At 62.9% G+C, this 23211-nt stretch carries 24 protein-coding genes and 1 pseudogene; 12 read left to right on the top strand and 13 right to left on the bottom strand.

Features of this window, described 5'->3' with window-relative positions:
• Positions 1 to 86: 86 nt before the first annotated feature.
• Both AB8B20_RS17290 and AB8B20_RS17285 read right to left on the bottom strand, forming a co-directional pair.
• Positions 87 to 1151, bottom strand: coding sequence for an AbrB family transcriptional regulator (locus AB8B20_RS17290; RefSeq protein WP_439074518.1), 1065 nt, complete (start codon positions 1149 to 1151; stop codon positions 87 to 89).
• A gap of 115 nt (positions 1152 to 1266) precedes the next feature.
• Complete coding sequence (locus tag AB8B20_RS17285; protein ID WP_439074519.1) at positions 1267 to 1542, bottom strand: PsiF family protein; 276 nt, start codon at positions 1540 to 1542, stop codon at positions 1267 to 1269.
• Between the two features lie 194 nt (positions 1543 to 1736).
• On the opposite strand from AB8B20_RS17285, the gene AB8B20_RS17280 reads away from it, so the two are divergent.
• The 5 genes from AB8B20_RS17280 to AB8B20_RS17260 all read left to right on the top strand — a co-directional run bounded on the left by AB8B20_RS17280 (position 1737) and on the right by AB8B20_RS17260 (position 5098).
• Positions 1737 to 2258 (top strand): hypothetical protein, encoded by a 522-nt coding sequence (locus tag AB8B20_RS17280; RefSeq protein ID WP_439074520.1) that lies wholly within the window; start codon positions 1737 to 1739, stop codon positions 2256 to 2258.
• A gap of 78 nt (positions 2259 to 2336) precedes the next feature.
• On the top strand, positions 2337 to 2720 hold the full coding sequence (locus tag AB8B20_RS17275; RefSeq protein ID WP_439074521.1) for a CidA/LrgA family protein: 384 nt from the start codon (positions 2337 to 2339) through the stop codon (positions 2718 to 2720).
• Positions 2720 to 3442, top strand: coding sequence for an LrgB family protein (locus tag AB8B20_RS17270; protein ID WP_439074522.1), 723 nt, complete (start codon positions 2720 to 2722; stop codon positions 3440 to 3442). Before AB8B20_RS17275 ends, AB8B20_RS17270 begins: the two co-directional genes overlap by 1 nt.
• A gap of 165 nt (positions 3443 to 3607) precedes the next feature.
• A complete protein-coding gene (locus AB8B20_RS17265) occupies positions 3608 to 4387 on the top strand; it encodes a sulfite exporter TauE/SafE family protein (RefSeq protein WP_439074523.1) in 780 nt (259 codons plus the stop codon).
• A gap of 33 nt (positions 4388 to 4420) precedes the next feature.
• On the top strand, positions 4421 to 5098 hold the full coding sequence (locus AB8B20_RS17260; RefSeq protein WP_439074524.1) for a DsbA family protein: 678 nt from the start codon (positions 4421 to 4423) through the stop codon (positions 5096 to 5098).
• An 89-nt stretch (positions 5099 to 5187) separates the two neighbouring features.
• Here AB8B20_RS17260 and AB8B20_RS17255 read toward each other — a convergent pair whose 3' ends face one another.
• Entirely contained in the window at positions 5188 to 5403 is a 216-nt protein-coding gene (locus AB8B20_RS17255; RefSeq protein ID WP_068730379.1) for a hypothetical protein, read from the bottom strand.
• 134 nt (positions 5404 to 5537) lie between these two features.
• Here AB8B20_RS17255 and AB8B20_RS17250 point away from each other — a divergent pair, with 134 nt between their 5' ends.
• Positions 5538 to 6194 (top strand): DNA-3-methyladenine glycosylase family protein, encoded by a 657-nt coding sequence (locus AB8B20_RS17250; protein WP_439074525.1) that lies wholly within the window; start codon positions 5538 to 5540, stop codon positions 6192 to 6194.
• 38 nt (positions 6195 to 6232) lie between these two features.
• On the opposite strand, the gene AB8B20_RS17245 is transcribed toward AB8B20_RS17250, so the two are convergent.
• Entirely contained in the window at positions 6233 to 6652 is a 420-nt protein-coding gene (locus AB8B20_RS17245; RefSeq protein WP_439074526.1) for a winged helix-turn-helix transcriptional regulator, read from the bottom strand.
• 75 nt (positions 6653 to 6727) lie between these two features.
• Here AB8B20_RS17245 and AB8B20_RS17240 point away from each other — a divergent pair.
• A pseudogene (locus tag AB8B20_RS17240) lies at positions 6728 to 7519 on the top strand (SDR family oxidoreductase).
• Between the two features lie 105 nt (positions 7520 to 7624).
• Positions 7625 to 8719, top strand: coding sequence for a DUF2855 family protein (locus AB8B20_RS17235; RefSeq protein WP_439074527.1), 1095 nt, complete (start codon positions 7625 to 7627; stop codon positions 8717 to 8719).
• Positions 8720 to 8729: 10 nt separating this feature from the next.
• Here AB8B20_RS17235 and AB8B20_RS17230 read toward each other — a convergent pair whose 3' ends face one another.
• Complete coding sequence (locus AB8B20_RS17230) at positions 8730 to 10484, bottom strand: chloride channel protein (protein ID WP_439074528.1); 1755 nt, start codon at positions 10482 to 10484, stop codon at positions 8730 to 8732.
• Positions 10485 to 10705: 221 nt separating this feature from the next.
• Between AB8B20_RS17230 and AB8B20_RS17225 the strand changes: the two genes are divergently transcribed.
• Positions 10706 to 11263 carry an HNH endonuclease gene (locus AB8B20_RS17225; protein WP_089267641.1) on the top strand — a complete coding sequence of 186 codons (558 nt, stop codon included), beginning with the start codon at positions 10706 to 10708 and terminating at the stop codon, positions 11261 to 11263.
• 26 nt (positions 11264 to 11289) lie between these two features.
• Here the strand turns inward: AB8B20_RS17225 and AB8B20_RS17220 are convergent, their stop codons facing one another.
• From AB8B20_RS17220 to AB8B20_RS17205, 4 genes are read right to left on the bottom strand one after another with little or no spacing between them, the layout of a single operon-like run.
• The gene (locus tag AB8B20_RS17220; RefSeq protein ID WP_439074529.1) at positions 11290 to 12267 is read right to left on the bottom strand and encodes a Bug family tripartite tricarboxylate transporter substrate binding protein; all 978 of its coding nucleotides are present in this window, start codon (positions 12265 to 12267) and stop codon (positions 11290 to 11292) included.
• Between the two features lie 57 nt (positions 12268 to 12324).
• The gene (locus AB8B20_RS17215) at positions 12325 to 13221 is read right to left on the bottom strand and encodes a polysaccharide deacetylase family protein (protein ID WP_089267639.1); all 897 of its coding nucleotides are present in this window, start codon (positions 13219 to 13221) and stop codon (positions 12325 to 12327) included.
• Between the two features lie 36 nt (positions 13222 to 13257).
• Positions 13258 to 14157, bottom strand: coding sequence for a fumarylacetoacetate hydrolase family protein (locus AB8B20_RS17210; RefSeq protein WP_439074530.1), 900 nt, complete (start codon positions 14155 to 14157; stop codon positions 13258 to 13260).
• Positions 14154 to 14849 carry a GntR family transcriptional regulator gene (locus tag AB8B20_RS17205; RefSeq protein ID WP_439074531.1) on the bottom strand — a complete coding sequence of 232 codons (696 nt, stop codon included), beginning with the start codon at positions 14847 to 14849 and terminating at the stop codon, positions 14154 to 14156. The genes AB8B20_RS17210 and AB8B20_RS17205 overlap by 4 nt, the downstream gene beginning before the upstream one ends.
• A 218-nt stretch (positions 14850 to 15067) precedes the next feature.
• On the opposite strand from AB8B20_RS17205, the gene AB8B20_RS17200 reads away from it, so the two are divergent.
• Both AB8B20_RS17200 and AB8B20_RS17195 read left to right on the top strand, forming a co-directional pair.
• The gene (locus tag AB8B20_RS17200) at positions 15068 to 16144 is read left to right on the top strand and encodes a phospholipase (protein ID WP_439074532.1); all 1077 of its coding nucleotides are present in this window, start codon (positions 15068 to 15070) and stop codon (positions 16142 to 16144) included.
• Positions 16145 to 16245: 101 nt separating this feature from the next.
• Positions 16246 to 17217, top strand: coding sequence for a S1C family serine protease (locus tag AB8B20_RS17195; protein ID WP_120287257.1), 972 nt, complete (start codon positions 16246 to 16248; stop codon positions 17215 to 17217).
• A gap of 87 nt (positions 17218 to 17304) precedes the next feature.
• Here the strand turns inward: AB8B20_RS17195 and AB8B20_RS17190 are convergent, their stop codons facing one another.
• The 4 genes from AB8B20_RS17190 to AB8B20_RS17175 form a co-directional block, all read right to left on the bottom strand.
• Complete coding sequence (locus tag AB8B20_RS17190; protein WP_439074533.1) at positions 17305 to 18267, bottom strand: DUF1775 domain-containing protein; 963 nt, start codon at positions 18265 to 18267, stop codon at positions 17305 to 17307.
• A 44-nt stretch (positions 18268 to 18311) separates the two neighbouring features.
• A complete protein-coding gene (locus tag AB8B20_RS17185; RefSeq protein WP_439074534.1) occupies positions 18312 to 20510 on the bottom strand; it encodes a TonB-dependent receptor family protein in 2199 nt (732 codons plus the stop codon).
• 70 nt (positions 20511 to 20580) lie between these two features.
• Entirely contained in the window at positions 20581 to 20964 is a 384-nt protein-coding gene (locus tag AB8B20_RS17180; protein ID WP_439059920.1) for a DUF2946 family protein, read from the bottom strand.
• Positions 20965 to 21041: 77 nt separating this feature from the next.
• The gene (locus AB8B20_RS17175) at positions 21042 to 21929 is read right to left on the bottom strand and encodes a cation diffusion facilitator family transporter (protein WP_175366000.1); all 888 of its coding nucleotides are present in this window, start codon (positions 21927 to 21929) and stop codon (positions 21042 to 21044) included.
• 660 nt (positions 21930 to 22589) lie between these two features.
• Between AB8B20_RS17175 and AB8B20_RS17170 the strand changes: the two genes are divergently transcribed.
• Complete coding sequence (locus tag AB8B20_RS17170) at positions 22590 to 23174, top strand: L,D-transpeptidase (protein WP_439074535.1); 585 nt, start codon at positions 22590 to 22592, stop codon at positions 23172 to 23174.
• Positions 23175 to 23211 lie beyond the last annotated feature (37 nt).

Raw genomic sequence — 23211 nt, 5'->3', positions numbered from 1 at the left:
CGACGCAGGCATCTGCGTCGCTGCAAGGCGCTCATACTTGTTAGATCAATTCCATTGTTTCGATCGATGTCTGCGACGACTGAAGATCAATCGTCGATATCGTCCTGCGCCTTGCCGAACAGATGCACGATTCCGGGCGTGACGATCGAGACATAGATGAAGCGCGACAGATGATGCGCGCCGACGAACACCGGATCGATATGCAGCGTCAGTGCCAGTGCGAGCATGGCGTCCATGGCGCCGGGCGCGAAAGCGACGACGACATCGCTCAGTTTCACAGTCGTGGTCAGCGCGATGATCGTCACGAACACGGCCGAGATGGCGATGGCCACCGTGAATGAGCCGAGCGCCGCCCAGACGTGGCTGAGAATAGTGCGCGGCGAGATCTTGCCGAAACGTGAGCCGATCAGGCTGCCGATGCCGACGAGAGCCGTGATATAGGCCCATTGCGGCAGCGTGCCGTGGACCCAGCCGGTGCCGTGCAGGACCGACGAGGCCATCATCGCGCCGAACATCCAGCTCGCCGGAAATTTGATCCAGCGCATAAACAGCGCGACGGCAACGGCCGCGGCAGCGAGTTCGGCGAGTGCGAGCGGCGAGGCTTCCGGTCCGCGCGATGGCAGCGGGCCGTGGCCCATCAGGCCGGTGGCGGCGAGCAGCAAGGGGACCATGGCGGTGAGGATGATGACGCGAAAGATCTGCACCACCGCGATGCCCGGCACGTCGGCATTGCGCTCGGTGGCCAGCATGATGATCTGCGACAGCGCGCCGGGGCTGCCGGCCAGCAGCGCGGAGGTGCGGTCCCAGCCATGGACGCGCTGCAGATAGATACTGCTGCCGAAGGTGGCGCAGAACGTGGCCAGCGCCAACAGCGCGATGGTCACCGGATAGGCGCTGAGATTGTGCACCATCTCCGGCGACACCATCGAGCCGAGCGACAGGCCCAGTGTCATCAGGATGACATGGGCCATCGGCTGCGGCAGGCCGACCGGGCGGCCGAAGATGCCGTAAGCCGCGACCGCGATCATCGCGCCGGAGATCAGCCCGCCCGGCAATTCCGCCCAATAGAATAGCGCGCCGCCGGTCGTGCCGATGACGAGGGTCTCAAGGGTGGTGTGGATCTGAAGGGAGCTGGGAAGAGCGATGGCCATTTGCACGGAAAGCTGAAGGAGCCCGCTTTATGGCAAAGTCCGCACCTGTCGACAAATGCAGTGTGGTCTACCTGTCCCTCGCTTTCCGGGCGAGGGACAGGCGGATGACGAGGGTTTAGTTCGGTTTAGCGGTCTTCTTGCAGTCCGAGCGGAATTTGCGGCGCTCGGTGCCATGCAGACCCTTGGCGTCGGCCTGTTTCGAACATTCGAGCGACGCCGCGGTGCGGGGTTTCTCGGCTGTCTTGTCCGCAGGCGCCGTCTTCTCGGCGGGGGCCGCCTTGGCGGGCGCAGTCTTGGTGGCCGCCGGCGCGGGTGTCTGAGCGGTGGCCGCGCCGACCAGGAGGAAGGAGGCGACGGCAGCGGTAGCTAGGCTGGAAGCGAATCGGATCATGGCAGCACCTCGAATTGAACGGGAAATCAGCGTGGGCGCGCCGGGCTGAACGGCAGGTGAATGAGTTGAAATATATCTGATGGTGCGATCACAATAATTTTTCGCGGGGAGCTGCGATGTCGTTGCCACATGCAGCGGTAGCGATAGGATGCCGTCGTCTACTTTTACTTTGTGTAGCAAAGGGAGAGAATGCCATGACAATGCCTGTCAAATTCGCCTGCGCAATTGCAGTGTCCAGTTTTGCTTTGCTTGCCTTCAGTCCGGCCCATGCACTCACCGCGACTGAATGCAGTGCAAAATATCAGGCGGCCAAGACCGCCGGCACGCTGAACGGCCAGAAATGGAATGACTTCCGCAAGGCCGAATGCGGGACCGATGCCGCTGCGACGACGCCCGCCGCTACGCCTGCTGCAACCGCGGCGCCGAAGGCTGCCGAAGCCAAACCTGCTGAAGCCAAGCCCGCAGCGGCTCCCAAAGCTGCTGCAGCCCCCAAGCCGGCAGCGACGACAGCTGCGGCTCCGGCAGGCCCTGCCACCTTCCCGTCGGCGGTCGATCCGAAATACGCCAAGGAGACGGCAGGCAAGGCGCGGATGCACACCTGCGTGGATCAGTACAATGCCAACAAGGCCGCCAATGCCAATGGCGGCATGAAGTGGATCGAAAAAGGCGGCGGCTACTACAGCGAATGCACCAAGAAGCTGAAGGGTGCCGCCTGATCGGATCAGCCGCGCGCTGGGGTTGATCGACATCAGTTGCTTCGCGGGCGATAACGATCCGTCACCCGCGGAGTCCCCATGATTGCCAGTCTGTCCCTGATCCTGCTGTGCCAACTCGCTGGCGAGATCGCCGTGCGCGCTTTTGCATGGCCGGTGCCCGGCCCGGTGCTCGGCATGCTGTTGCTGCTCGTCCTACTGTTGCTGCGTGACCGTGCCGTGCTGTTCGCGCAGGGGCCGCTGCAAGGCGGCGGCGTGGAGAATGCCGCGAAGGGCCTGCTCGCGCATCTGTCGCTGATGTTCATTCCCGCCGGTGTCGGCGTGGTGCAGAAGCTCGATCTGCTGGCCGAGCATGGCACCGCCATCGTCGGCGTTCTGGCGATCTCGGTGGTGATCACGCTGCTGGTGACGGTGGCGACATTTCTTGTCATCAGCCGGGTCATGACCCGCGGGCGAAGCGCGTGATGACCGCCAATCCGTTCTCGCTCTGGGTTTATCTCTCGCAGCAGCCGCTGCTCTGGCTGACCGTGACCCTGCTGGTCTATGCGACGGCCGATGCGCTGTCGCTGGCGACCGGCCGGCATCCATTCGCCAATCCGGTATTCCACTCGATGTGGATCATCGCCGTGTTCCTGCTGCTGACCGGGACGTCCTACACGACCTATTTCAGCGGTGCGCAATTCGTGCACTTCCTGCTCGGTCCGGCGACCGTGGCGCTCGCGGTGCCACTCTATGAGAATCGCAAGGTCGTGGCGGCGGCGATCGTGCCGATGCTCGCCGCGCTGGTGGTCGGCTGTGCCACGGCGATCGTCTCGGTTGTGTTGCTCGCAAAGGCCTTCGGCCTGCCGAACAACGTGGTGCTGTCGCTGGCGCCGAAGTCGGTCACCGCCGGCGTCGCCATGGGCATCAGCGAGTCGCTCGGCGCCGATGCGTCGCTGACCGCCGTGGCCGTGGTGCTCACAGGCATCATGGGGGCGATCATCGTCACGCCGATGATGAACCGCATGGGCATCACCGATTATCGCGCCCGCGGCTTTGCCGTCGGCCTTGCCTCGCACGGCATCGGCACCGCACGGGCTTTTCAGGTGGATGCCGTGGCCGGCGTCTTTGCGGGCATTGCCATGAGCCTGAATGCGCTGGTGACCTCTCTACTGGTTCCGCTTGCCGTCACCCTGCTGGTGAGCTGATGGTCACGACAGCGTTTTCCCGGCAGGCGGATTTGTGATGCCGGCTGCATGGAGCCGGGCCGGAAAGGTCATTATGGTCACGCCGTTGCGTGCATGATCCGAACAAGTGGACACTGATTTTTTCGAAAGATCATGCTCAGATGAGAAGATGAGAATCAGCCGTTCATGATGACTGTGATGCAGGGGGCGCTCGGCCTGGCTTCGGGCGCACTGGTCGGCTTCTCGCTCGGCCTGGTCGGTGGCGGCGGCTCGATCCTTGCTGTGCCGCTGATGGTCTATGTCGTCGGCGTGCCTGAGCCGCATGTCGCGATCGGCACCAGCGCCATTGCGGTCGCGGCCAATGCGGCGGTCAATCTCGGCAATCATGCGCGTGGCGGCAATGTGCACTGGTCATGTGCGCTGGTGTTTGCTGCTGCAGGAATCGCCGGTGCGCTCGGAGGCTCGATTCTCGGCAAGCAGGTGGATGGGCAGAATCTGCTGGCGCTGTTCGCGATCCTGATGCTGGTGATCGCCGTGCTGATGCTGAAGACGCGCGCCCAAGTCGGCGAGCACCGCGTCGAGATCAGCATGTCGAACACGCCTTCGCTGCTTGCGCTGGGTCTTGTCACCGGCGCGCTGTCCGGCTTCTTCGGAATCGGTGGCGGCTTTCTGATCGTGCCGGCGCTGATGGCGGCCACGGGCATGTCGATCATGAGTGCGATCTCGTCATCGCTGGTGGCGGTCACCGCATTCGGTCTCACCACGGCATCGAGCTATGCCTGGTCCGGGCTGATCTCCTGGAAACTTGCGCTGGTGTTCATTCTGGGTGGTCTGCTCGGCGGACTGTTGGGAACCAGCCTGGCGCGGCATCTGTCGCTGCGGCGGGGCGCGTTGAATACCGTTTTTGCGTCTATCATTATCGTCGTGGCGCTCTATATGTTGGCCCGCAACATCTACATCACCTGAGCGCTGGCGCATGATGCGTCTTCGGAGAACATCATGACCGCCGCAATCCGCGAGACCTCGAAGACCGCCACGACACGGCGCGCTGCGCTCGGGCTTTTCGGTGGCGCCATGCTCCTCGGCGCGTCCGGCAAGGTCCTTGCGGCATCTGGTGCCGCCAAGGACGAAGACGTCCTTAACGAAGCCGCGGTACTCCGCGATCCGGACATCCCGGCTGCCGGCAACCCAAAGGGCGACATCACCATCGTCGAATTTTTCGACTATCAGTGTCCCTATTGCCGCAAGATCGCGCCCGATCTGCGCGCCCTGGTGAAGGAAGACGGCAAGGTTCGCCTGGTGTCGAAGGATTGGCCGATCCTCGGGCCGGTGTCCGTCTATGCGGCCCGTCTCGTGCTCGCTGCCAGATACCAGAACAAGTTCATCGAGGCGCAAGACGCCCTGATCAGCCTCGATACCAAACTGACCGAGGCGATCGCGCGTGATCGGCTCGCCAAGGCCGGTATCGATGTCGATCGCGCCGTCGCCGATCTGCAGAAAAATCAGGATGCGATCGTTGCCAAGCTGAAGCAGATCGATGAGCAGGCGACGGCTTTCGGCTTTAACGGCACGCCGTCCTTCATCGTCGGCAAGTTCCGGATTCCCGGCCCGATCACCAAAGAACAGTTCGTTCTTGCGATCGCGGATGCGCGTAAAGCCGCGGCTGCGAAGAAGTAAGCTTCAGCGGGTTCAGGCAGAAAAATGCCCCCGCTCATCGGCGAGGGCATCTTTGATCGGCTGAACCAGTCTTCTCGTTGCTGATGTGCTTACGACTTCACTTGCGAGGTCAGCTTGGCCCAATCCTGCTTGGTGCGCGTCTTCAGTGCTTCCCACTCATTGGCAGCAACATCCCAGTTGACGATCGTCCGGCGCTCCTGCGCCGTCTGGCCGTTCGCCACTGACGAGGTCGACATCGAATCGTAGATGTAGACGCCGATGCCCAGGATCAGCGCACCCAGGATCATTCCAAAAAACGTCCGCATGGCGGTAGCCTCCATTGAACGCAAACAACGCGACGTCCGGGGCTTTGGTTCCCGGTTGCATGGTGCGCTATTGCCGCAGCGCATTCATTGGCAGGATTGATCTTGCGGTCACGCCGTGGTGATCCTTGGGGATCATGACCGTTCATCTTACCGATCAATCCGTGCTCGACGACGCCGTTATGGAGCTGGTGAAGCTCGACCCGCGTCTGAAACCGATCCTGGCCATGGCCGGGATGCCGGCGCTGCGGCAACGCGCGCCGGGCTTCGAAGGGCTTGCGCAGATCGTCTGTGGGCAGCAGGTCTCGGTGGCGTCGGCTTCGGCGATCTGGGGCCGCGTCTCCAGCGCCTTCTCGCCATTCGATCATCATGCCATCCGCAAGGCACGCACCGATCGCCTGGGCCGGCTGGGCCTGTCGGCGGCAAAAATCAGGACGTTGAAGGCGCTGGCGCGTGAACTCGTCGAGGAGCGGTTGAATCTCGATGTGCTTGCCGAAGAAGACGCTGACGCCGCGCATAACACGCTGGTCGCATTGCACGGCATCGGACCATGGACGGCCGACGTCTATCTGCTGTTCTGTCTCGGCCATGGTGACGCCTGGCCCGCCGGCGATGTCGCCATTCAGGAATCCATCAAGGTCGGGCTCGGTCTCAAGGAGCGCCCGACCGTGAAGCAGATGGCGCCGCTGGCAGAACCATGGCGTCCGCTGCGCGGTGCGGCGGCGCATCTGTGGTGGGCTTACTATCACGCCATCAAGAAGCGCGAAGGCGTGATCGGCAAACCGGCGAAGTGAACACGTCGCGGGCCGCAGCATCGACTGCGCGGGCCAGGCTATTCCTCGGCAGGAGGCGAGGTGGATGTCCCTATGGCAGATACTGCGGCGTCGGACGCTGGCTTCCATACGAACCATGTGAGCAGTGCGTCGAGCGAAGGGCAAAGAGACTCGCCCCAATCCGTTAGCGCATATTCAACCTTCGGCGGCACCTGTGCATGCACGACGCGTCGAACGATGCCGTCGGCCTCGAGCTGCCGCAATTGCTGCGCGAGCATCTTCTGCGAGGCCGCAGGGATTGCGCGTTCGAGTTCAGAGAAGCGCAAAATTCGGCCGCCGAACAGACGAAACAGGATTTCCAGCTTCCAGCGTCCGCCGATCATCTTCAGCGACTGCTCGATCCCGTCCGATGCGGTCGTCGCAGTCCACGGTTCCCTACCTGGAGGTAAGCTCCCCACTTTCTCGTGCGTTCTTGTCATTCGGCAAACATATCCGCATTTCCCTCGCAGACAATGCGCCGCGCTGTGCGGATGTGAAAAATGAGGAACTGGACGATGACAAATCATCAGGCGGGCGGCGAACTCGCTGGCAAGCGGGCGCTCGTGACCGGTGGGACCAAAGGTATTGGTGCAGCCGTCGTCGCGTGCCTGCTGGCACAGGGTGCAGTGGTGCTCACGACAGCGCGCAACAGGCCGGCCGGCATGCCGGACCATGCCGGCTTCGTCGTTGCTGACGTTGCCACCGCCGACGGGTGCACGGCGCTCGCCGACGCGGTCCTGAAGCGCCTCGGCGGCATCGATATCATTGTCCACGTCGTCGGCGGGTCGTCCGCGTCTGCGGGCGGTTTCGCAAAGCTCGATGACGCTGCTTGGCAGCGCGCAATGGACCTGAATCTCTATGCTGCCGTCCGATTGGATCGCGCTCTGTTGCCGTCGATGCTGGAGCAGAAATCCGGCGTGATCATTCATGTCACTTCGATCCAGCGTGTGTTGCCGCTGCACGATGCCACGATGGCCTACGCGGCAGCGAAAGCGGCACTTGGAAACTACAGCAAAGCGCTATCAAAGGAAGTTAGCCCGAAAGGCATCCGCGTGGTGCGCGTCTCGCCGGGCTGGGTGGAAACCGAGGCCGCCGTCGGGCTGGTGCAGACGATCGCCGACGAGAACAGCACCGATTATGAGGGCGCGCTTTGAATGCTGATGGATTCGCTCGGCGGTGTTCCGCTCGGACGCCCGGCCAGGCCGCACGAAGTCGGGGACCTCGTGGCATTTCTGGCATCGCCGCGCGCTGCATCAATCACTGGTGCAGAATTCGTGATCGACGGCGGCACGGTTCCCACGGTGTAGTCGAACAGTGTTTGAAACGGACGTTGTTTTAAACACCCGCGCTGTCGCAAAACAGACATCGCGCGCAGGAATGATCGCAGCAGCAAAACGCTGCGGAGTTCGATCATGAACGCGTATACGCAATTCAACATAGCCAAGAATAATTTTCAGAACACCGTGCTGGTGCAGATGTCGCTGCCGCGACTGGACGAGCTGTCCGATGATTGCCTTCTGGTCGAGGTCGAACGCTTCGCTTTCACCGCGAACAACGTCACTTATGCGATGCTGGGTGACCGGATGAAATACTGGCAGTTATTCAAGGCGCCTGATGGCTTCGGCAATATTCCGGTCTGGGGTTTTGGCAGGGTGATCGCCTCGATGCACCCGCAGATCGCGGAAGGCGAACGGCTGTTCGGCTATTTCCCGATGGCCTCGCATCTGGTGATCGAGGCCGCGGATGTCAGCAAGCGCGGCCTGCGCGACGGCGCGGCGCATCGGCAGGGCGTGGCGCCGGTCTACAATGCCTATGCGCGGGTGACGGACGATCCGGCCTTTGCCGGGCGCAATGGCGACTATCAGGCGTTGCTGCGGCCGCTCTTCATGCTCTCGTTCCTGGTCGATGATTTTCTCGCCGAGCAAGAATTCTTCGGTGCACGCTCTGTCGTTCTCTCCAGCGCCTCCAGCAAGACAGCCTTCGGTCTCGCGCATCTGCTGCACAGCAAGCGCAAGCCGGTTCGTGTGATCGGACTCACATCAACGGGCAACGCCGATTTCGTGCGGTCGCTCGGCTGCTACGACGATGTCGTGCTCTACGATCATATCGATCCGCTGCCCGCGGATCAGCCGGTGGCCTTCGTCGATATGGCCGGGAATGCCGACCTGCGCGGCCGGCTGCATCGGCACCTCAAGCACAAACTCGTTTATAGCGGGCGCGTCGGGCTCACCCATCAGGATGCAGCGGTGGATGAAGAGCTTCCCGGCGCCAAGCCCGCATGGTTCTTCGCGCCGGACCAGATCCGCAAGCGTGCCAGAGAATGGGGACCGGGCGGCATCGATACCCGGTTCACCGCGGCGTGGTCAGGATTCCTGCCGCTGCTGGAACAGTCGCTGACGGTTGCCGAGAGCCGTGGCCCCGTCGCCGTCGAGAATATCTATCGCGCTACACTGGCCGGCCGGGTGCCGCCCGATCTGGGGCATATGCTGTCGCTCGCGGACGGCTAACGGCGGACCATCACATCTCGCCGAGGGCTTCGCGGCGGCGCTGCTCGGACTCTTCGGCATAGCGCCGTGTCGCGTGGGCTTCCGAGAGCGTGCCGAGCACGCGGTGGCTTTCGGCCTCGACCACCGCCAGCGATTCCGCTTCGGCGCCCTCGAATACCACCATGGCGTCACGGATATTCATGTCCGGATGTAGGACGACGTCGCGACAATGCAGCAGGCTGTCGAGGCGGAACGCCGTCACGTCAGGCGAATGCGCTTCAGCGACGATGGCGAGGCCGACATAGCGGCCTTCGGGATCGACGGCGACGACTTGGGTCTTCGAGCCGAGCGGGAACTTCTCGCGGAATTCGTCGAGCGGCATGGTGGAGTCGACGGTCGGGACGTCCGGGCGCAGTAGACGCTTGACGGTGAGATCGCGGATCCAGCCCACGTCGGCGGCGCTGCGGATGGTCTCGCCGCGCAGATGCAGACGCCATGTGGCGAAGGAGTAGCCGAACAGTTCGCGGGTCATTTGGGTGGAGATGATGACGGCGACCAGCACCGCGGTGGTGAGCCAGAGATTGCCGGTGGATTCGAGCGCGATGAAGGACATGGTGAGCGGGCCGCCGATCACCGAGGCGGACAGCGCGCTCATGCCGATGATGGTGTAGACGGCGGGATCGATGGTGAAGCCGATGCCGGTCGCATTGAAGCCGACCGCGAACAGATGGCCGCCGAGCGCGCCGAGAAACAGTGTGGCAAAAAACAGACCGCCACGAAAACCGGTGCCGAGCGAAACAATCGAGGCGAGCGTTTTCAGCGCCATCACGAAGGCCACCAATGCGACCGGATAGGCCGTCATGCCGCCGAAATGCAGCGCGCCGTGTCCGGATGCCATGACTTGCGGCGTCAGCAGCGCCATCAATCCGACCAGCAGCCCGCCCAGCGCCGGACGCAGCGGCGGCCACAATTTGATTTTGGTGAGCAGCGCTTCGGTCCATGCGACGACGCGCATGATGCCGATGCCGAAGGTCGCGGCGAACACGCCGAGCAGCGCCGCCACTGCGAGATCGTGACCGAGCACGTCGCCGAACCGGCCGGCGACGACCCCAAGCGACAGCGGATCGAAGGCATGGGCGACGAAGTAGCCGGTCACTGCGGCAACGCCGACCGGCATCAGACTCGCCGATGTGTAGCCGCCGATCACCAGTTCGAAGGCATAGAACGCGCCGGCCAGCGGCGCACCGAATGCGCCGGCGATTGCGGCGGCCGCACCGCAGCCGACCATCACGCGCTGGTCGCCGCGGCGCAGGTGGAAGGCGCGCCCGATGGAGGCACCGAGCCCGCTGGCGAGCTGGGTGTAGCCGGCCTCGAGGCCGACCGAGGCTCCGACGCCGCTGGACCACACGGTTTGCAGCGCGACGATGACGCTGCCGCGGAACGACATCCGCCCCCCATGGAGCGCGTTGGCCTCGATAAGGTCGACCTCGCGGGCCGGTCGCCAGCGCAAAAGCCACAGGAAGGCGACGCCCAGCAGCAGCCCGCCAAAGGTGGGAACCAGAATCGCGCGCACCGGATCAATCCAGAACTGGCTGGAGAGCCGCTGGCCCCATTCCAGATTGAACAACACCGCGTGAAGGACACTGACCGCAGCGCTCATGGCGGCCACCACGAGACCGCCGATCACGCCGATCAGCGCTGCCAGAATCGCAAGGCTGGTTTCATGCGCACGGACGAAGGCGCGCAGCCGTTGCGGGGCCTCGAGATAGTGGGAGGAAGGGACCATCGGGCAGCGTCCGGTATTTGCGGCCGCGAACCGGGCGCGCGCCACGGGGTTTAGCGGCAGGCGCTGCGACAGACCACCCGCAGTTCCCAGAAAAGCGACCCAACGCGGCGCTTTTGTGAGGGGATAAGGTCTGCCCTATGCCCTTCACAACCCTGTCACGCTGCCTGTAGTATGTGGAGACAGGTTGCTTCGCAGCCATATGTGGGGGTCAGGAGCGTTACTTGAACGCACATGTCTCGCAAGGCGGTTGGCCGGTTCTGGTCCTCAATGCGGACTTCCGGCCGCTGAGTTACTACCCACTGTCGCTGTGGTCGTGGCAAGACGCGATCAAGGCAGTGTTTCTCGACCGTGTGAATATCGTAGAGCACTACGATCACGCGGTGCGGAGTCCTTCGTTCGAATTTCAGCTGCCCAGCGTGGTGTCGCTGAAGTCGTTCGTGAAGCCGACCACGCATCCCGCCTTCACCCGGTTCAACGTTTTCCTGCGCGATCGCTTCTCCTGCCAGTATTGCGGCTCGCATGACGATCTGACCTTCGATCATATCATCCCACGCTCCAAGGGTGGCCAGACCACTTGGGAGAACGTTGTTGCGGCCTGTTCGCCTTGCAATTTGCGCAAGGGCAACATGACCACGCAGCAGGCGCGCATGTTCCCGCGCCAGACGGCGTTCGCACCGACGGTGCACCAGCTGCATCGCAACGGCCGGCTGTTCCCGCCGAATTATCTGCACGGCAGCTGGCTGGACTATCTCTACTGGGATACAGAACTGGATCCGTAGGGGCGTCGGGCGCTACGCCTAGGTCGCTATTCCTGCTTCAGCTCGAGCTTGCGGATGATATCGCCCCATTTGGCGATCTCTCCGCGCACATAGGTCTGAGAGTCGGTCACCGAGCCGCCAACGGCCGCGAAGCCGATGCGGTCGAATTGTTCGCGAACACTTGCATCTGCAAGGGTCTTGTTCACGTCGGCATTGAGCTTGTCGATGACTGCCTGCGGCGTCTTGGCCGGCACCAGGAATGCCACCCAGGTAGCATCCTCGTCGTCACTCAGTCCGAGCTCGCGCGCGGTCGGGACATCCGGAAGCGATGGCATGCGCTCGCGGCTTGTCACGGCCAGCGCCTTGACCTGTTTGCCCTTCACCAGCTCCATCGCTGCGGGCAAGGCGACACTGGCCAGAGGCGTGTGACCGCCCATCACCGCATTTAGCGCGGGACCTGCACCCGTAAACGGCGCATGCACGATGTTGGCCTTGGCGTTGAGCTTGAATATTTTTTCGGCCGACAAATGCGGCGTGGTGCCGACACCGGCAGTGCCATAGGTGAAGTTTTCCTTGGCGGCAGAGGCGATCACCTCGCGCAGGGTCGATGCTGTGAGACTAGGCGCGCCGACGATCAGATTGGGCGTGGTCGCCGCGACCACCACGGTCTTGAATTCGTCCGGCGAATAACCGGCCTTTGCCGACAGGCTCGGATTGACGGCGAATGCGCTTGTAGTCACCAGCACGGTATAGCCATTGGGTTCGGCCCTTGCAGCCGCGGCAGCCGCGATATTGCCACCGGCGCCACCGCGATTCTCGATTACGACGGGTTCGCGCCACAGGTCGTTCAGTTTCTGTCCGACAATGCGCGCGATGATATCGGCGGGGCCGCCCGGCGCGAAAGCGACGAGCAGGCGCACCGGCTGCGCCGGGTAGGGCTGCTGGGCGACGGCGGGACCGATCGCCATCAACAGCGCTGCGGTGATGACGACCGCACTGGATGCGCGCTTGAAGAAGTGCGTCATGATATTCCTCCTCGATGTTTTTTCGGGAGGCTTTTGCGCCTCCTCAACGGGCGTGGTTCAGAACACCTCGTCCTTGAACCACCGGCCCTGCGCCAGCGCGTATTCGGCAATCTCCATACGCGTGCCGATCCAGACATCGTCGCGCTTGCGCGCCAGCTTGATCATGGCGTCGTAAACCCACGCGCCTGCCGGCCGACCGAACACATGGGTATGCGCGGTGACGTCGAGCATGAACGGAGCCGCGTCGGCTTGGCTTGCATTGTCGAGGATGGCGCGGAACTGGTCGATCAGCGTCGCCGGCGCATTGCCGTAGCGGATGCTGTGGGGCAGATCGTTCACGTCCATCGTCAGCGGAATGCCGACGATGCGTTGCTCCGGCGCATCTTTCTGCGTGATGATCGAGGGCAGGTCGTCGTCATTGCAGTCGCCGAACCAGACATAGCCTTCCTCAGCGAGCAGCTTTGGCGAAATCAGGCTTCCGGTGCCACGTGGGCTGATCCATCCTTTCGGACGTTCGCCGGTGACGGCGGCGATGAGGTCACCGGTGCGGCGGATATTGGCGCGCTCACCGGCCTCGTCGAAATAGACCGGGATGACATCCATGCCATAGGAATGCGCCACGATCTCGTGACCGGCGGCATGAAGCTCCTTCAGCACGGTCGGGTGGGTTTCGGCCAGCACGCCGTTGACCATGATGCTGGTCTTCACATCGTTTGCGGCAGCGATGCGCGTGAGGCGCTGGATGCCGCGCACGGCGCCGTAGCTTGCCCAGGAATGTGCGTTGGTATCGAAAAAGCCGGGCTGCAGCACGTTGCCCATCGGCCCGATGCCCGGCGCCTTGCCGGGCGACCAGGCCTCATAGGCCAGGTTGAAGACGATGCCGATGCGCGCGCCATTCGGCCAGCGAAAGTCCGATGTTGCACGCTGCACACGGAATGTCCGGGAGTCACTCATGTTGTTTTCCTTGTTATTGGCGAGTGCGTTGCCGTGTCAGGCCACGATGCTGTTGGACAGGATGCCGATGCCTTCGATCTCGGCCGTGACGCGATCCCCCTTGAGCAGGAAGCGCGGCGGCGTCATCGCATAGCCGACCCCGGACGGAGTTCCGGTGGCGATCACGTCTCCAGCCTCCAGCGTGAGACCGCGCGTCAGATGTTCGATGATGGCTGGAATATCGAAGATCATGCGGCTGGTGCGGCTGTCCTGACGTACCTCGCCATTGACCGTGCTGAAGATCCTGATGTCGGCAACATTCGGCAGCGCGGACGCATGGACCACAACCGGCCCGAACGGGCAGGAGCGATCGAGGCCCTTGCCTTTGAACCACTGGCCGTAACGGCGTTGCATGTCGCGGCCGGTGATGTCGTTGATGATCGAATAGCCGAACACATGATCGAAGGCGTTCTGTGCGGAAATGTTGCTGCCCGGCTTGCCGATGATGACGGCGAGCTCGACTTCGTAATCGAGCTGTTCGGTGACATTGGCATGCTGCGGAATCGTCTCACCTGAAGCGATCACGGCGGTCGGCGGTTTGGTGAAGAATTCCGGCACGCTCGGCAGCGGGGCGGGCGCTTTGCCCTGCGCGCGCATGCCTTCGTCGATATGATCCTTGTAATTGCGGCCAACACAGAAAACGTTCTTCTTCGGCCGCGGGATCGGTGCCATCAGCGTCAGAGATGCGAGCGCAACAAGGTTCGCGGCGTTCGCGGTGGATGCGAGACCACGCACGATGGCGAGCCCCGCTTCGCCGGCTTCGGCGAGATCACCGACATGGCGCGGCGCGGAGGCGTGGCCGGCTGCCGGCCAGGCCTTTGTCAGATCGAGAACATTGTCATCGATCAAGAGGCCCAGATGCGATCCGTCTGCGGCTGCAAAAGTCAGGAAGATCATGGTGTGGTCTCATTCTGTTCGTGGAGGTCGAATTCTTTCAATGACGCCGCTGCCTGGTCGCGCAGCAAACGGACATGCCGTCGCGCGAGTGCTTCCGCGCGGTCGGGATCGCGCTGCGCGATCGCGTCGATGATGTCGTGGTGCTCATGAAACGATTGCGAGCCGCGATTGAGACGCTCGATAAAGCGCAGTCCCGCCATTTTCAGATGGCCGAATGAGTCCCATGTTTTGCCGAGCAGGGCGTTGCCGCTCTCTTTGATCATCAGCGCATGAAAGGCGGTGTTGGCAGCGGCATATTCGGCGGGGCGTGCCAGCGCTCCGGCTTCATCGAAATCGGCGAACACGGCCCGCAGGCGCGGCGCGACATCATTCGCACCGTTGAGGGCGACTTCGCGCGCTGCCAGACCTTCCAGCATTTCCCGGATCGACAGCCATTCGAGATATTCCGGCAGCGATGTCGGCATCAGCCGTGCGCCGCGGCGCGGGCGAAACGTGATCAGCCCTTCCTGCTCGAGCCTGCGCATGGCCTCACGTACGGGCGTCCGGCTGACCCCGAGCTCTGCCGCAAGCTCCTCTTCTCGAAGCCGCAAGGGAGCCGTGAGGCCGGCCGCGCGCACCCCCAGCCGAACTTTCAAGGCCGTATAGACTTCGTCTCTCAGATAGGGCCTGGCGGCGATCGGGCTGATGCTCATGAATTTTGTATATGTATACAAAATGGAGAAGTCTATGGTATTTCAATGTTGCGTCGCAGCGATCTTGCCGAATGTGAGTGACTTGGATGATCTGTAACTGGGCTGACAGGTCTTTCGCCGGCCGCGGAGATGGCCGCTTTGCCGTCGTATCAGTATGGTCTCTGGCTTCTCGCTCGGTCCTGGGTTGATGGGGCCAAACGATTTGCCCGGAGCTTCCGATGAGCGACATAGTCGTCGACGATATCGTTGTTCTGCTGCCGCCCCTGCTGCAGTCGCTCGAGGCGCTGCAATTCGTTGCGCGCAATCTGCATCCGCCGACTTTCGGCGCCGTTATGGAAGCGGTGGGCGAGCCCGATCAGGCGCTCAAGGCGGTGCGCGCAGAGCTCAACGCATGGCCGGATGATTTTAGCGATCTGCGGGCTCATCTCGATGCGGCGAGTGACGCGGCGCTGACAGCCTTTACCGGCTTGCGCGCGGCCCAGCAGCCCAGTGGCGATCTGCCGATGGTGTTTCGTGCGCTACGTCACGCCACGCGCGCACAGGAATCGCTTTATGCCACGGTGGCGCGGCTGCCGCCGGTGAGTACGTTCTTTCTTCCGCCTGACATGCGCGAGAACACGGCACTGCTTGAACGACTGGCATTGCCTTCGGCAGAGAGCACCGGCGTCATTCATGATGGTGAGCCCGGACGTCGCGGCGGTTTCTCGATGTATGTGCCGGAGACCTACACGCCGGATCGTGCCTGGCCGCTGGTGATGGCGCTGCATGGCGGCAGCGGCAACGGCCGGGCTTTCTTGTGGAGCTGGCTCGCCGATGCGCGCAGCTCTGGCACGATCCTCATCGCGCCGACGGCGATCGGCAGCACCTGGGCGCTGATGGGCGACGATGCCGATACGCCGAATCTTTCGCGCATTCTCGATCTGGTGCAGTCGCGCTGGCATATCGATCCCGCGCAATTGCTGCTGACCGGCATGAGCGATGGCGGCACCTTCTGCTATGTCAGCGGCCTGCGCGCCGAGTCGCCCTTCACCCATCTGGCGCCGGTGGCCTCCACCTTCCATCCGCTGATGGCGCAGTTTGCCGATGCAGATCGCCTGCGCGGCCTGCCGATCCATCTCGTCCATGGCCGTCTCGACTGGATGTTTCCGGTGCAGACCGCGCGCGAGGCACAGCAGGCGCTCACGATCGCCGGCGCCGACGTCACCTATCGCGAGATCGACGATCTCAGCCACTGCTATCCACGCGAGGTCAATGCGGTGCTGCTGGCGTGGCTCGCACAACGTCCCGCTGCGTAACCAAACGCCGCAGGGTCGCTAAGTTCACAGGCTGGACTTCCACGTCCGCGATCGGTTCTTATATGGCGGGGGCTACCCATCCCGGACAAAGGAGATTTTGCATGCCTTCACTGACCGAGTGGAAAGTGCCCCCGGGCGTGCAGCCGCGTGCTGAGGATTACGGATTCGACCTCGAACAGGCGCTGGAGGCGGTGGTTGGGCTGCATTGCATCATCCCGGAAGATGCTTTCACGGCGGATACGCTCGGCACCGAGCGCGCCGGCAATGGCGTGCTGATCGGTGACGGTCTCATTCTCACCATCGGCTATCTCATCACCGAGGCCGAAACGATCTGGGTGCATCTCGGCGACGGCCGCGTGGTGCAGGGCACGGCGCTGGGCGTCGATCAGGAAAGCGGTTTCGGACTCGTGCAGGCGCTCGGCGAGATCGACATCGCGCCGCTGCCGCTCGGTGAGTCGGCGAGCGCGAAGATCGGCGATCGCGTGGTGGTCGGCGGCGTCGGCGGACGCACGCGGTCCGTGGCCGGCAAGATCGCCGCGACACAGGAATTCGCCGGCTATTGGGAATACCTGCTCGACGACGCGATTTTCACGCATCCGGCGCATCCGAACTGGGGCGGTGCCGCCCTGATCAACGCCAAGGGCGAGTTGATCGGCATCGGCTCGCTGCAGATCGAGCGCGAGCACGGCGGCAAGAACGAGCATCTCAACATGGTCGTGCCGATCGACCTGCTGAAGCCGGTCCTCGACGATCTCAAGACCTATGGTCGTGCCAACAAGCCGCCGCGGCCGTGGCTCGGGCTGTATGCCGCCGAGGTCGAGGACAAGGTCGTCGTGGTCGGGATCGCCAGGAAGGGCCCCGCGGCCCGGGCCGAGCTCAAGACCGGCGACGTGATTCTTGCCGTCAACGGTGAGGAGGTATCCGATTCCGTCGAATTCTATCGCGCACTCTGGGCGCTGGGTCCGGCCGGTGTCGACGTGCCGCTGACGCTCTATCGCGGTGGCGATACATTCGATGTCGAGTTGGTATCCACGGACCGCTCCAAGATGCTGAAAGCTCCCCGGCTGCACTAACGACACGATACACCCGACACAATCGCGGCCTTGTCCGTAGACATCAGGCGCACCGCAACATGTGCGGTGCGCAGCATCTTGACGTGATCAGTGCGCGTGTCCGCCGCCGGCCGGTGCCGACGCGCCGACGGCGTTGACGTCGAGTTCGATGTCCACCTTGCCGGCCTTCTCGAACTGCAACTGCGCCTTCACCTTGTCGCCCTTGGCGAACGGCTTGGCGAGATCCATCAGCATCAGATGATAGCCGCCGGGCTCGAGCTTCACAGTGGCGCCGGGCTTGATCTCGAGTCCGTCATTGAGTGGGCGCATCTTCATCACGCCATCGGTCACGCTCATCTCATGCACTTCGATGCGGCTGCCGCCGGTGAATGTGCCCCCCAGGAGTTTGTCGCTGGTCTTGCCGTTGTTGGTGATGGTGAGATAGCCGCCGGCCACCTTGGCCGCGGGCGGTGTGGCGCGCGTCCAGGGCGTCATGATCATCAGGTCGCCCGCATGGACCATGCCGGCCATCTGCGCCATTGCATCATGTGGTGATGCCGCGGCAAGGCGTACGATCGGCGCCGGCGATTTCAGGCTGTGCGGATCCTGCCCCGCAGCCGGGATTTGCGCCCAGTCTTCCGAACCCTGCTCGCAGCTCTGCAATGTCGGCAGATACAACGGTGCATCGGCCTTCAATGCGGCAGGCAGATAGGCCGAGAATACGAACTCGTCATAGAAGTCGTTGTCGAGCTTCCCGGTCCAGGTGATTTCCTTGACGCCCTCCGACGCCTTCATGCCGTGCATGAAATCGTAGGACTGCGCATAGGCGCCTTTCTTCACGGCGATGGTCCAGCCGGGCTTCGGCATCGGCTTGACCGCGATCATGCCTTCCGGAATCTGCACGGTGATCTTCGTCGTTGGCGAGGCACCGCAGCCATGCGGTACGGCGAGCACTGCGCGATAGGAGCCGCCGATCGTGGCCGGACCGCTCTGCACGAAGACATGGGCATAAGCAGGCGATGCCACTGCGCCCAGCGCAGTGAGAAGCAACAGCATGGAGCGGTTGGTCATGGAACGTCCTTTCGTGGATTGAAGCATAGCGGAATTCGTCATCTTCACCACCTCGCCTTGACGCCGGCATAGATGGCGCGGCCGGTGCCGGGTTCGAACAGCGGCGATGTCGCCGTGGCCTGATTGAGAATGCTGGCGGAGGCGATGTAGCGGGTGTCGAGTACGTTGCGTGCTTCGATATAGCCCGAATATGTGCCGCCATTGTCGACGCCGGCTTTCAGGCCGAGCAGCGCATAGGGTTCGGTCTTCAGCGTGTTGGCGCTGTCGACATAGTAGGCTTCCGGCACCCATTCGACATTGGGGCCGAGATAGAAGCCGTTGGCGTGCTTGTAGAGCAATTCCGCGCGCAGATAGTGCCGCGGCGCGCCCGGTAGCAGGTTGTTGCCGAAAGTCGCGTCATTGTCGAAGCGGAAGTCGTTGAACGTATAGGCCATGTTGAGCCAGAGCTTGTCCGGCTGCGGACCCGCGTCGAACATGCCCTTGAACACAGCGATACCGAGGCCGGCCTCGATGCCCTGATGGATGGTGCGATCCGCATTGGTGACGTTGCAATTGCCGAAGGCGCTGTAAATGCATTGCAATTCGTCGGTGATGTTGGCGCGGTAACCCGTCAGTTCCCAGGTCAGGTCGGGACGTCGTCCGCGGGTGCCGATTTCATAGGTCGTCGCACGCTGTGGCCGGATGCTGGTGAAGGGAATCGTCGGGATGCCTGGGCCGTTCGAACTCTCGCCGAAGCTCGGGACTTCGGCACTGCGCGAGATATTCGCGTAAGCCTGCCAGGTCGGATCGATATTCCAGAGCAATCCGCCTTTCGGACTCCACAGGTTGAATTCGGTGGCGCCCGATTGGTCGCCATCGCCCAGGAAACGATCCTGACGGTTGCGCGTGGCATAGAGGAATTGCGTGCCGCCAATCAGTGCGATGGTGGGCAGCACATAGAACGAATTCTCGACATAGACCGACGTGTTCTTCGAGCGGTCGATCGAGGACGACGCCAGCGCGCCCTTCTGGCCCGCGACATTGACATACTGGTTATTGTCGATCCTGCCGTTGATGACATTCACGCCGGCGACGAACACGTTCCGATAGCCGCCGATATTGCGGTCGTCGGTCACTTTCGCGAAGCCGCCATAGTCCTGATAGCTGTAATCCAGATACTGGAAGATCGGGTGCATCAGGTGCCGATCGACGCCGAACACGCCAAAGTCGATCGTGGTGTTGTCGAGCCGGATGGTGGTCTTGTTGGCGAGGCGCACCGTGTCGATGTTGCGCTGCTGGTCGCCGGTGAGATTGCCTGCTGCTGCGGTCGTCGGTGAGTTCAGCGCGCTGTCTTTGCTGACGGAGCCGGGAATGCGCTGCCGCACGCTGTTGGCATTAAGATAGAAGCGGGTCTCGAAGTCCGGCGAGAACTGGTAGCCGACATTGCCGCTGACGCGTGTTGCCTCGCCGTAGCTGTGATCGCGGAAGCCATCGGCGGACTGCGTCGAGGCCGTGATGAAACCGTCCCACGGACCATTGGCGCCGCCGGTGTTGGCCTGCAGGCGACGGAAGCCGAAGGCGCCCATGTCGACCGACGCGCCGTTCGGAAAAGGATCGCGGCCGGTGGGCGTCACGAAATTGATCGCGCCGCCGAGCGAATTGGCGCCGAAGCGCAATGCGTTGCCGCCCTTGAACACCTCCACATATTTATAGGCGGTCGGGTCGATCTCCTGGAAATCGCCATAGCCGTCGGCGGTGTTGATCGGGATGCCGTCCATATAGAGCTGCACGCCGCGCAGATGGAAATTGCGCGACAGGCTTGATCCGCGGATCGACAGGCGGGTGTCGTCGCCCCATTTCGGCTGCGCGAACACGCCCGGTACGTAGTCGAGGATGTCCTTGATGGTGTTCGACGGCGTCGACGTTCGCCACGCATCCGCCGTCACCAGCGCGACGCCGCCGGGCGTCTGCTGGATCTCGCGGAGTGCCTGCTGCGCGGTGAGCACCGTAAGGGTCCCTGGGACGGTCGGGGCCTGCGCGCCGACAGATGCTGGCGTTGCCGCAGGGGTGCTGCGGGCCGTACGGGCGTTTGGCGCCGCGGTGCGTGGCTTGCGCGCGGCTGCAGCGCGCTGCTGCGCGGGTGCATCGACGGTAACCGCCGGAAGCGATGTTGAAAGGGCCGATTGGGCCGACACCGCGCCTGGAATGAGCGCGGCCGCGGATGCGAGCAGGACGCTGCGCAGCCGCATGGAAACGGATAGCATGGGGAAAACTCCACCGGGATTGAACTGAGCAACGCGCGCGCTGATGCGCGGCGTCTGACGGCGTGGAACGTCAGCTCAGGCGCGGCGGCGCGCGGGCCCGGTGGTCGGAGGTTGCTGCTTCCGCAACGATGCGATCGTCGAGGGCGGCAACGGGAGCGATCGCGATGGCGATACGCGAGACGAGGAAAGTCGCGGAGGCCGGCGGGGCACCCGGCGCATGGGTGCCGACGCAGATCGGGCAATGCACCGCAGGTGCGCCTGATGTCTTGCCGGTGTCATCAGGGGATGCGGCAAGGTCAGGATGGGTGAGGCAGAGCTCGAAGCCTGCGGCCTGCGCGGTCGGCGAGATCGCCGCCAGCAACAGGCTGGACAACACCACATTGAGCACAAGCGCATAGGCAGCGGCCAAAGATGCCACGGCCCCAAACCAGCGTTTGCGCGAAACATGTGTCACGGGAACGATCCTCGCCTCCCGATTAACACGGGGGCGGAACCTGTCAAAGCCGTTCGTGGAGCGAAGTGACCCGAAATCTAGAGAACGACGATGCCGGAATGCTTGGCCTTGTCGTCGGGTTCGACATGGATGGTGATCAGAGCCTCGCCGATCTCCTGGCGGATCGCGGTCTCGAGCTTGTCGCAAATGTCGTGCGCGGCGCTCACAGTGGTCGATCCTGCCACCACCAGATGGAAATCGATAAAGGTCATGCTGCCGGCGCGGCGGGTGCGCAGGTCGTGAGCCTCGATGGCGCCGTCGGCATGGGCCGATATGGTCTGCTTGATGCTCGCGAGCATGGCTGGCGGGATGGCCTCATCCATCAATCCGCTGAGCGACTCCTTCATCAGGCCCCAACCGGCCCACAGGATGTTGAGCGCGACGAGCGCCGCAAGGATCGGATCGAGAATGGCGATGCCCGACAGTGCCGCTACTCCGACGCCGCCGAGAACGCCGATTGAAGAATACACGTCGGACAATAAATGGCGGCCGTCCGCTGCGAGAGCCGGCGAGCGGTGAATGCGACCTTGCCGGATTAGTACCCATGCCCAACCTGCATTGATGACACTCGCCGCTGCGTTGAGCAGAAGCCCGACCCAGGGTGCTTCGACAAGGCGCGGTACAAGATAGCTTTGATAGGCTTCGCGCAGGATCAGGATCGCGGCGAGCACGATCAGTACGCCTTCGAGCACGGCCGAGAAATATTCAGCCTTATGATGCCCGTAGGGATGATCGTCGTCTGCCGGTTTCGCGCTCAGCGTGGTTGCGAGCAAGACGACGATCGCCGTCACGACATTGACGATGCTTTCAATCGCATCGGACAGCAGTGCGACGCTGCCGGTCAGATGATAGGCAGCGTATTTCATACCGAGGACCAGCAGGCCAACGGCAATGCTGCCTTGCGCAAGACTGCGAACGCTTGTCATCTGAAAATCTCGTTGGGGTAACGCGAAGTCTCACGCGGCTGTGTGCTCTAATATGCCGATCACAACGATGCAAGCCGTGAAATCCAGCTGCAAGTGCTTCGCATTATAAGGCGCGTGGACTTCATCGAACACGTCGTCCTGCCAATGGACATGATATCGATCCCGTCATGCGCGTGGCATTTGTAGCGGTCGTCCGCGCATTGATAGTTGCGGGACGACATCGTGTTGAATCGCGTTGTCCTGGCGCGGTCCACAATGCTGTCGGCCTCAGGCCTCAACAGGGCCGGTGAGACCCATGGTGGAGCGCTTCGGCCCGCATGGCCGGCCATCGCTGCTGCGGTTCCGTGGGAAAGCCCGTGCTGCGCGCTCGCCGACCCTCAAAGGCGATTGATCAACCTGAGGTTATTCGTGAGCCTGCGCGGCTGTGGCGCGATCACCACAGCGACGCGCAAAGTGCAGTCCAGAGCTGTTCCATGAGCCAAATGACACGCTGTTGAGCCTGATTTGATCGCTCAGCCCTGTATGAGGTGCGGGTCGTCCGGGTTGGACGCGTTGCAGCAAGGGTTGGGAATGACAGGTTTTGGTGGATCACGCGGGCTGCGCCTTCTGGCGCTTTTGATGTTGCCCGCTGTGTTGGCAGGATGTGCAAGCAGCGGGGGGATGATGTCGTCCACCGGCTTTGGCGGTCCGTCCGCCAGCTATGCCGAGTTGAATGACGGCGGGCACACGCTGCCGGCCATCGACGTCTCCGGAATCGATTCGGCGATGCTGCGTCAGCGCGTCGCTTACCGCACCAAGGAGCCCGCAGGCACCATCGTGGTCGATACGGCCGCACGGCATCTCTATCTCGTGGAAGGCGACGGCAAGGCGATGCGCTATGGCATCGGCGTCGGCAAGGCCGGCCTCGCTTTCGCCGGCGCTGCGGTGATCAAGCGCAAGGCCGAGTGGCCGCACTGGAGCCCGACGGAAAACATGATGAACCGCGAACCGGCGCGCTACCGCAAGATGGCGGGCGGCATGGAGGGCGGCATCGATAATCCGCTCGGGCCGCGTGCGATGTATCTCTATCAGGGCGACCGCGACACCATGTTCCGCATTCACGGCACCACCGAGCCCGAGACCATCGGCCACGCCGTTTCCAGCGGCTGCATCCGGCTGATGAACCAGGATGTGGTCGATCTCTACAGCCGCGTGAAGATCGGTAGCCGCGTCGTCGTGATCCAGGGCGGCCGCGCCGAGTCCTGAGACGCGCCTTTGACCGAGAATTCAAAACGCCGGGTGT

Source organism: Tardiphaga sp. 866_E4_N1_4 (assembly GCF_052076075.1).
GTDB classification, from domain to species: domain Bacteria; phylum Pseudomonadota; class Alphaproteobacteria; order Rhizobiales; family Xanthobacteraceae; genus Tardiphaga; species Tardiphaga robiniae.
This window is presented reverse-complemented; position numbering and strand designations above follow the sequence as displayed.